Raw genomic sequence first — 9,263 nt, forward strand, 5'->3', positions numbered from 1 at the left:
CTCCGTGTGAGGGAGAGTTGGTCTCCAGTGAAACCCCGCCGGCATCGCGCCGGCGGGGTTTCATTGCTTCTGCACCGAGATCGCACGGCTCGCGTCAGACCGCCGAGCGCGATCCATTACTGCTTCTGGTGCGGCTCCGACGGCAGCGGTTCCGGATGGGTTTCGTCATACACCAGCCACAGCTCCAGGGCCGCAAAGAACGCAACCGCGAGACCTATGCCGATGCTGAAGTGCATCGCGCGCGTATGCGGAAAACCGAGTATCCAGGGCGAGGCGATCAGCCAGAGTCCCAGCAGCAGGTTGGCCCATTCCTCCCAGGTGGCGAATGCCAGCATCGCCGCGAGCGACAGGATCGCGACCGCCACGCCGCTCACGCGCAGATCCGCGGCCGCGGTACCGTTCGCTGCCGCAAACATCCACGGCGATATGAACAGGAACGCCGCCAGCAGCAGATTGTAGAGATCAAGTATCGACTCGCGCCGCCACTTTTTCATGGCCAACCTCCCGCGGTCCCCTTCAGCGCCTGTCGTATACGCCGGCCGCGTCGATGTCTTTACCGGTGTAGTCGGTCATCATAGCCGTCGCCACCAATGTGATCACCGCGCAGATCGCGATATAGCCAGCGATCGCCGTTGACGAATGGAACGTGCCGAACAGCCAGGTCGCGATCAGGGGCGCCGGTCCACCGGCGATGATGGAGGCTAACTGATAGCCGAGCGAGGAGCCGCTGTAGCGCAGTCGTCCGGTGAAGCTTTCAGCAATCAGAGCCGCCTGCGGTCCGTAAAGCATGTCGTGCGGCACGAGCGAGAGGATGATCGCGAAGAAGATGACCGGCTCCGATCCCGTATTCACCATGGCGAAATAGATGAATCCGAAAATCCCGGTCGTGATCGCGCCGATCATGTACATGTTCTTGCGGCCGATGCGGTCGGACACATGGCCGAACACGGGAATAGAGACGAACGACAGCACGGAAGCCGTCAGCACCGCGGTCAGCAGGAAGTTGCGGGAGACGTGCAGGGTTCCGATGCCATAGGAAAAGACAAACGCCGTGAAGATGTAGAACGGCGCCTGCTCGGCCATCCGCGCAAACGCCGAGAGCAGGATCTCCTTTGGATGCTGCTTGATAACCGTCAGCATCGGGGTGCGATCGATTTGGCGCTCGGCAAGCAGTTTGGAGAACACCGGCGTCTCGAGAATGCCAAGCCGGATGTACAGACCGAGGCCAACCAGGATCAGGCTCAGCGCGAACGGAATCCGCCAGCCCCAACTCAGGAATTGGTCGCCGGACATTTGGCTAAGCGCGAGCACCGCGAGGTTGGCGAGGAAAAGTCCACAGGGCACGCCGAACTGCGGCCAGGAAGCGATCAAGCCGCGCGAATGATTGGTGCGCGCCCATTCCATCGACATCAGCACCGAACCGCCCCATTCGCCGCCGACGCCGACGCCCTGGATGAATCGCAGGATAGTCAGGATCACCGCACCCCAGACTCCAATGCTTTCATAGGTGGGGACGATTGCCACCGCAGCGGTGGCGATGCCCATCAGCAGCAGCGTCGCGATCAACGTGGACTTACGGCCGATGCGGTCGCCGTAATGCCCGAAGATGGCGGCGCCGATCGGCCTGGCAACGAAGCCAACGGCGTAGATGCCGAACGCCTCCAGCGTTCCAACCCACGGGTCGGAATGGGGGAAGAAGAGCTTTGCGAAAACGAGACCAGTGACCGTGCTGTAAAGAAAGAAGTCGTACCATTCGATCGCGGTGCCGACGGTCGACGCGATCACCGCGCGGCGAAGCTGAACCTGATGCTCGGATGGGGAAAGGCGGGCCAGGTCGCCATCGAGTGCTGCCATGAGAATTCCTCCGCAACAGCCCCTTTTCGCGGGAACGCGGTCGTTCCGGCAGAGTTCCATCCGCCCCGGAACATTCGCGAAAACTTTAGGGGAAGGCGGCTGCGGGCGGGCAGGGCGAGGGCAGGGCCCAGGGCTGACGGCCAACGCCACGCGGACCAGGTTCGCTGAGTTAGGGTCCTCCGTTCGGGAAAGGGCAGGTGAGCGCAGAAGTTTTCGCCGCGCATGTTACTGTCGCTTTACCCGCCTTATCGCTTCACCTAACCACGTTCGCGGTTGCGTTGTATTTCGCGCATCACAGCTGTGAACGTGCCTGCGCGTGAGAGCCGTACGACTGAGACCCTCGGATCGCCGACGCAAGTTCGCTGCAGTCAAGGGTCGCAAACTCTACTTCTCAGGAAGGCTGCGCCATTCTTGCCGACCTCGCTGTTGATAACTCAACGGAATTTGCTTCTTAACCACCGTTAACGTACTGAAATATCACTTGATTTTTGGAACAAAAGCTCTACCTATTCATTCGTTGTTCTGTGTGAGTGGAAAGACAGGAGGGCAACATGTCGGCTCGACACCAAAAGCCCCAGGAGCTTGAGACTCCGCACGTGGATAGTGCGCCTCCGAGCTATAAAGTGCAGCCTCAAAAGGCTCCTGACTGGAATACGCTCCAGGCCGAGGTCACCGCTCAATTTGCCCGGACAATCGCCTATCTTGCGAAATGAGCCAAACTGGCTGCCGTTAGAGGTAGTTCTTAAAGTCAACCAAGATGCTGTTTCAGAAACTGGCGAAAACTATTTCCTGCGCGATCGCTCTCTTTTAGAAAGCGCACTCGGCAAAGCCCAAAATCATTGGATTTACGGCGAGGATGACGTTGTTGTCCTCGCCGTGCAATTGCTAGCAGGCATCGTTCAAAATCATTGCTTTGAGCAAGGGAACAAGCGGACGGCTTTCATCGTCTTCGTGATGTTCTTGAAAGCCAACGGCTACAATTTGACCGTGCCAGATGGCGAAATTCCATTGGGCCACTGGATTACGGGTCTAGTTGCAAAGGGTCTCGGTATTGAACAGTTTACTGAACTGATACGCCCCTTCGTGAAAGCCCTTTAGCCACTTAGCCCCGTCCGACATTCTTCTCACCGGCGCGCGCTCACTCACAGTCCGCCGGCGCTGAACCGCAGCGGCTGGACCACGTCGTAGGCCGCTTTCGTCAGCGGCACCGCGTAATCGACGGTCAAATTCCCGAACGGGGAGGCCCAGGTCAGGCCGGTGCCGACCGAGGATCGCACCACATTATTATTGGCGAGCTGCAGCGATTGTGCCGAGCCCGGAAACGCGGTGGGCCCCCGGTAGCCAAACACGCTGCCCGCATCGACGAACACGTTCGCCTTTAGCCCATACTCCTGCGGCACGCCCGGAATATTGCTCTGCAGCTGCGCGGTCGTGGCCCAATAGATGCTGCCGCCGACATTATCCATGCTGGTGCCCGGCGTGAGATCGCGCGGGCCGAAGCCGTTCGGAGCAAATCCCCGCACCATGGTCGGGTTGCCGAAGAATGTATTGAGCAACGGCACCTGCTGCCCGCCCCAGCCGGTGACGTAACCGCCTTGCGCACGCACCAGGCTGACCACGTCATCGTTGATCGCGTGATAGTAGCGAAGGTCTTCGGTGGTGCGGAGGAATTTGACATCGCCGCCGAGGCCCGCGAGATCCTGCTTCAATTGCGAGCTGAAACCGCTGGTCGGATTCTTGACGTTGTCGAGCGAGTTGTAGTTCACCGTGCTGCCGACCGCGGAAACCCATTGCGGTCCAGCGAGCGCGGCTTGCTGGATCGGCAGCGACGGCGCCAGCGCAAGCGAGGTCGGGTCCAGCGTGACATCCTGATTATAGATCGAGTAGCGATACTGCACGCCGATCTGCTCGGTGATGGGCGTGCCGAACTGCGTGGTCACCCCATAGATGTTGCTGCCGTACGACTGGTACGGGCTCGACGTGTTCTGCCGGCCATAGAGCTCGATGCCCGCTGAGACGCGCGTGCCGAGGAAATAGGGCTCGGAAGCCGCGAGATCGATTCCGCGCGCGTACTGGCCGTAGGTAAGGGAAGAGGTCGCGGCGATGCCGCTACCGAGGACGTTGCGGTCGCCCAACTTGACCTCTCCCAGCAGGCCGTCGGTGGTCGAGTAACCGCCGGAGATCGAGAAATCGCCGGTCGATTGCTCCTCAACCGCGACGTCGAGCACCACGCGATCAGAACTCGATCCCTGGCGGCGCGAAATCTTGACACTCTTGAAATAGTTCAAATTCTTCAGTCGTCGCTCGGCGCGATCAAGCAGGCTTTTGTTGTAGGCGTCGCCTTCGGAAATATCGAACTCGCGCCGGATCACATAAGCGCGTGTACGCGTGTTGCCGTGGATATCGATGCGCTCGACATAAGTGCGCGGCCCCTGATCAATCGTAAACGCGACATCGATTCGCTTGCCTGCGGCGTCGCGGTTGATGCGCGGCGTAGCCTGGGCAAACGGAAATCCCAGCTTCGACAGTTCGATCGCGAGAACCTCGGTGGTCTTATCCAGCGCGCCACCATCGAACGTGGCGGCCGGTTTCGCCACCAGCAAACCGCGGAGTTTCTCGGAATCCACGCCGGGCACGTTGCAGATGACCGAAACGTCGCCGAAGTGATAGCGCTCGCCTTCATCGATCGTGAACGTCAGGGCAAATCCGTGCAGCGCCGGATCGTATTCGGCCTTCGCCGAGGTCACGGTGGCGTCGGCATAGCCCTTGCTCCGGTAGTACAGCCGCAACTGCTCACGATCGGCGGCGACCCGATCCGGATCGTAGGCATCGCCGCCGGTCAGGAAGCTGAGAAAGTTGGTCGCGGAAGTCTTGATGACGGCGGCGAGTTGCCGGTTGCTGAACACGTGGTTGCCAACGAAATCGATCTGCCGAACGGTCGTTTTCTGACCTTCCGTCACTTCATAGACCAGGTCGACGCGGTCGTTGCCGCGGTCGATGATCTTCGGCATCACGCCGACATCGTCGCGCCCCGCATGGCGATAGGCTTCCATGATGCGGCCGACGTCGGATTGAACGACCGACCGCTGCAGCGTGCCGCGCGGTTTGGATTCGATCACGGCGTTAAGTTTTTCGTCCTTTATCTTTTTGTTGCCTTCAAACGCGACGTGATCGAGCACCGGCGCCTCGGTGAGATGCACCACGAGGCGCTGACCCTTCCGCTCGATCGTTGCGCTTGCGAACAGGCCGGTCGCCAGTAGCGATTTGAGAGCCGAGTCGCGCGCCGCCTCGTCAAAATATCCGTCGGGGGTGGCGTGAAAATAGGACCGCACGGTGGCCGCGTCGATGCGGCGATTGCCTTCGACCTCGATCGCCTCGGCAGCGAGCGCGTGCCCGCAAAGCAACCCGAGCAGGGAAATGGCCAGCGACCACGCCACAAACGCGGGGCGGTTTTGTCCGCCCCGCGCGCCTCTGTTTTTCATCGTCCCGCCTGCCTTCCCATTCGACGATTAGGCGATCGAAATGCCCCCGCGGGGCAAAACAATGTCTGGGATAAGGTCAGTTGCGGGCTTGGGGATTGGCGGTTTGCCTTAATTTGGACACAAGGCCGAACGGCGTGTTCGCGAAAATGTCGCATAGCCGCTTCAAATAGTTCCTAGCCATGAGGCCAAAACGTTGGGGTCTGGAGCGCTTTCGCAGGGGGATGGCGCTTTCTGGGAGCATCACATGCGCTACGCAATATTCCTGATCGCATCGGTTTTGCTGATGGCGCCGGTCAATGCGGCGGTCACGCCGGAACTCGATGCCCGCGCTTCGCTCGATGTCGTTCAGCGCTGGATCTACAACTACCGGGCGAAGCCGGACTACGCGCATGTCCCCGCGGCCGTACGGGTGCTGTTTCACGCCCAGACCTTCAAGGAGCCGGAGAATGCCGGCATCTATCTCGGCTTCATTGCCGGCGCGATCGGATCCAACCCGTCCAAGGCCGAGCAACTCGTCACCAGCATGTTTCCGGTCGCGCCCGAAGACGAATGGGTGATCGTCCGCGCGATCGCCTATTCGGGATTATCTGACTGGCGCTATTTGCTTCGCAAGGTCGCGCCGCGCATGCCCGGACGCAAGGTGATGATCGACAGTTATCTCGCCGGCAAACTGCCGACGCTTGCCGAAATCCCGCTGGAGGAAACAAAGCCCGGGATGTTCGACAAGATACGCGGTGTCTTCACCAAAAATCCTTTTGCCAAAGACGACAAGAAGCTGAAGATGATTCAGACCTTCGCCGGCAATCAGGACCTGCTCGATACGCTGTGGGGCTATTATTTCGCGACCGGCTCGCATGTACCGGTATTGCGCATCATGCAGATGCTCCCCTGGAGCAAAAGTCGCGACACGGTCGACAAGCTGAGCATCGGCAGCATGGCGCGCTACACGCTTGCGAGTTACGCGGTTCGCGACACGGGATTGCGCGAATTTCTCCGCAGCGAATTGGCTACCCAGCCGGAGGCGATCAAGGTGCCGCTCGGCGAGGTGGTCGAGGCTGCCGACACCGTGCAGCTCACCGCCGTTCGCAAGGATGCGCTCGCCGCGGTCGAGGAGCTGAAGGTCAAGGGCTCCGATGCACGGCGCAATCTCGATTTCTGGGGCCAGGTCGGAGTTGGCGCGGTGGCGCTCGGCTGCGTTTCAGCCGCCGCGCTCGGGCAGGTGGCGATCGGAATACCCTGCGTGATTGGGGGTTCGGCGTCGCAGGGTCTGCTGTCATTCTGGGAAAAGCAGCAGTGAGCTGATGTTGCCGGAGCATTCGATGCGCGCGTCGCTTTCTCGACGAGCCGCATGCTCTTCAATGGCGAAATTCACCTACTTCGCCGCCGAGATGCGCCATAGTCGTCGCGGCCGGCGTTCAGGTCACAATTTCTTTGGAAGCTAATCCAACGAATAACGTGACGCTCCGAAACGGTGATCCTCGTCTGCGTGAAGACAAAAGCGGCGAGACACCGGAATAGCAACCAAGCGGAGCAGCCTTTTCATACCTTCCCCTTCCATATCAGCCAACGGTAAATCCCGAACACATTGATGAGCGTCACCACCACGTTTTGCACCATCAGTGCATATTCAGCGGTGAGATAGCCGATGGCGATCCAGATTATTGATGCGCCGGTCAGGACGACGAAAGCCCAGCCGGTCGTTCGTGGCCGCACACGGGCAGCGAGAACCAGCCCGGCCCCCATTGTGCCGAGCGAGGCAGTCCAACGCAGGATCTCGTGAATCACTCTGGTGCTCCGGAAAACTCAGCATCCAAACTCATCTTCCCGGCGACCTAGACGGACGCGTTCATCGGCAAAACGGAACCAGGAAGCCGTTGCTCCTCATGCGCCGACCACCATTGGACGACGGCGGTGGCGACTTGATCCCACACCGGCGTCGGGAGGTCGGGGACCGCGATCCGGAGGACATAGCGATTGCGGGTCGTGTCGCGGAACCATTCCACCGCGCCGAAATCAAAACCGAAGCTCCCGGCATGGCGCACCGGCAATCCGGCCTTTCTCAGGTCATCGCACAAGTCAGCCGCCGTCTGTTTCGTCTGCTTCTCGTCTAGCGTTCTCTTCGGCGCCAGCGTGACATACAGTCCATGAGCGAAATGCAGCTCCGCCGACGAGCCGGGAAGCGCGGTGGCAAAATAGCGCGCTGTCCGTCTGCTGTTGCGCAAAATGGCCGCAACCCGCTGGTTTGTCAGCGTCCGATAGGCTTTCGTTCCGACATAGGGTGGGAAATGCGCTGGCAGCGCCGCGCCCCCGAACAGCCGTAGGGCGTTGCGCATTTCCATGGCGAGTTCCTGAAGCAGGTCCTGCTTCGCTGTGGTCGCGCGTTTCTTGCCGGGTACGAAAACGGCGGAGCCGAGCCGCCCGTACTCCAAGCCGAGAGAATCGAGCTTGGTATGGCTGCGCACCAGCACGACCGGAATTTCCCAACGTTGTGCCCACCTCAGAACCCGGCGGATTCGCCCTGAGCCGCTTGAGAAGCAAGTCGTATCGAAAATAACGAGATCGAGCTGCGGCTGTTCACAATGCAGGGTCGCCTCGAATGCGCCGGCAGACGTACATGAATCGAAGAGCAGAATCCGCGATCTGATCCCCGCGGGTGCGACTTCGCCTAGTGAGTGCTTTAGCCGGATGAGGCGCAACTGAGGGGTATAGTTTTCGATTAGCTCTATCGTTTCACTGTAGGAGCCAGGTAACGCCAGGATCTCCGCCTCCGACATCAAGCGCACGAAGGCCAGCAGCAGGGTTGAAATCGCGGCCATGCCCGATGACGTATAGATTGTCTCGTTCGACCCTGCCGAACTGTCGAGTTCGTAAAAGGATGGACCGCGTACTTCGAGGTCGGCGCGCTGATAGTCGTACCTGAACTCAAACGGCCCGGCGCGCAGCCCGCCCTGGTGTGACCAGGCCGTTTCCGTGAGCGCCCAATCGTGCAGCTCATGCTCAGCCTTCAGCGCTGCGGCAAGATGAAATTTCTGCTCAATCACCTCCTCGATCGAACTCGGGCGCCGCAGCCTCAAAGGACTGCCGAGGAACCCGTTCAGTAACGCAAGCTCCTCGTGCTTCCTTTCGAGATATGCCTCGAGTGTTTCCATCCCGGCCTCGATCGATTCCACGTCGGGCTTAACATTTCGGCACGGGATTGGGTCCTTGGCAGTCGATACCAGCGCCGTGAATTAACATGACGGATCGGTGCTCGGCTTGCGTTCCGGCGAGGGGCTCGCTCAATGTTACCGGGCCCGGAATGGCAGTTAGTGCAGCGCAGCGAGGCGTCCGAAGTCGGAGTAAAGCGGGAGTCCGATTCCAAGTGGGCCCATACCAGGGAGCAACGAATTTACTGAAGCGTTGTCCGGGATTGTCCCTGTCCTCCCAATTTGCGGTCGGGCAGGCGTTGAACGCACCTGCCGTTCCGAAGTTGCCATGCGAAGGCGAGCATCGTCGTTGCCGTTCACGTGTTGCTCCGGATCGATCCGTCCATAAGAAAGGGCCTCATTCATGGCCAAGATTTACAACCTGAAGACCTCGCAAACGAGAGTGGAAGAAGCGGTTCGAACGCTGCTGGCCTGGGCGGGCGACGATCCAAACAGACAAGGTCTCAAGGAAACCCCATCCAGAGTTGCTCGAGCATATCGGGAGTGGTTCAGAGGCTATGAGGAAGACCCGGAGGCAATGCTCAAACGTACTTTTGATGAAATTGCTGGATACGATGAGATAATCACGCTTCGCGATATTCCATTTCAATCGTTTTGTGAGCATCACCTGGCGCCGATTACGGGCGTCGCCCATGTGGGATATCTCCCCAATGGTCGCGTGGTCGGAATATCGAAGATTGCGCGGGTGGTGGATACCTTTGCTCGACGCTTGCAGATTCAG

General features: G+C 59.8%; 8 protein-coding genes. 3 read left to right on the forward strand and 5 right to left on the reverse strand.

All coding sequences use genetic code 11. The features are described 5' to 3' along the window. Window positions 1-116: 116 nt before the first annotated feature. Both VJV58_RS18790 and VJV58_RS18795 read right to left on the reverse strand, forming a co-directional pair. Window positions 117-494, reverse strand: a complete 378-nt coding sequence (locus VJV58_RS18790) for an SPW repeat protein (protein WP_324138870.1) — start codon at window positions 492-494, stop codon at window positions 117-119. 22 nt (window positions 495-516) lie between these two features. Continuing rightward, entirely contained in the window at window positions 517-1,854 is a 1,338-nt protein-coding gene (locus tag VJV58_RS18795) for an MFS transporter (protein ID WP_324138871.1), read from the reverse strand. Window positions 1,855-2,556: 702 nt separating this feature from the next. Here VJV58_RS18795 and VJV58_RS18800 point away from each other — a divergent pair. Further along, entirely contained in the window at window positions 2,557-2,952 is a 396-nt protein-coding gene (locus VJV58_RS18800) for a type II toxin-antitoxin system death-on-curing family toxin (RefSeq protein ID WP_324138872.1), read from the forward strand. Window positions 2,953-2,996: 44 nt separating this feature from the next. Here VJV58_RS18800 and bamA read toward each other — a convergent pair whose 3' ends face one another. Next, the gene (bamA, locus tag VJV58_RS18805; RefSeq protein ID WP_324138873.1) at window positions 2,997-5,336 is read right to left on the reverse strand and encodes an outer membrane protein assembly factor BamA; all 2,340 of its coding nucleotides are present in this window, start codon (window positions 5,334-5,336) and stop codon (window positions 2,997-2,999) included. Between the two features lie 244 nt (window positions 5,337-5,580). Between bamA and VJV58_RS18810 the strand changes: the two genes are divergently transcribed. Then, complete coding sequence (locus VJV58_RS18810) at window positions 5,581-6,633, forward strand: hypothetical protein (protein ID WP_324138874.1); 1,053 nt, start codon at window positions 5,581-5,583, stop codon at window positions 6,631-6,633. Between the two features lie 242 nt (window positions 6,634-6,875). Here VJV58_RS18810 and VJV58_RS18815 read toward each other — a convergent pair whose 3' ends face one another. Beyond that, window positions 6,876-7,121, reverse strand: coding sequence for a hypothetical protein (locus VJV58_RS18815; protein ID WP_324138875.1), 246 nt, complete (start codon window positions 7,119-7,121; stop codon window positions 6,876-6,878). 47 nt (window positions 7,122-7,168) lie between these two features. Then, window positions 7,169-8,485, reverse strand: coding sequence for a hypothetical protein (locus VJV58_RS18820; protein WP_324138876.1), 1,317 nt, complete (start codon window positions 8,483-8,485; stop codon window positions 7,169-7,171). Window positions 8,486-8,885: 400 nt separating this feature from the next. Between VJV58_RS18820 and folE the strand changes: the two genes are divergently transcribed. Further along, on the forward strand, window positions 8,886-9,263 hold a 378-nt coding region (folE, locus tag VJV58_RS18825; RefSeq protein ID WP_324138877.1), incomplete at its 3' end, for a GTP cyclohydrolase I.

It is taken from the genome of Bradyrhizobium sp. (genome assembly GCF_035273305.1).
Classification (GTDB): Bacteria; Pseudomonadota; Alphaproteobacteria; order Rhizobiales; family Xanthobacteraceae; genus Bradyrhizobium.

What these genes read in the sequence shown, in the direction of transcription:
- VJV58_RS18795 (WP_324138871.1), bottom strand. Translation starts at nt 1,854, where the DNA reads ATGGCAGCACTCGATGGCGACCTGGCCCGCCTTTCCCCATCCGAGCAT.
- VJV58_RS18820 (WP_324138876.1), bottom strand. Translation starts at nt 8,485, where the DNA reads ATGGAAACACTCGAGGCATATCTCGAAAGGAAGCACGAGGAGCTTGCG.
- bamA (WP_324138873.1), bottom strand. Translation starts at nt 5,336, where the DNA reads ATGAAAAACAGAGGCGCGCGGGGCGGACAAAACCGCCCCGCGTTTGTG.
- VJV58_RS18810 (WP_324138874.1), top strand. Translation starts at nt 5,581, where the DNA reads ATGCGCTACGCAATATTCCTGATCGCATCGGTTTTGCTGATGGCGCCG.
- VJV58_RS18790 (WP_324138870.1), bottom strand. Translation starts at nt 494, where the DNA reads ATGAAAAAGTGGCGGCGCGAGTCGATACTTGATCTCTACAATCTGCTG.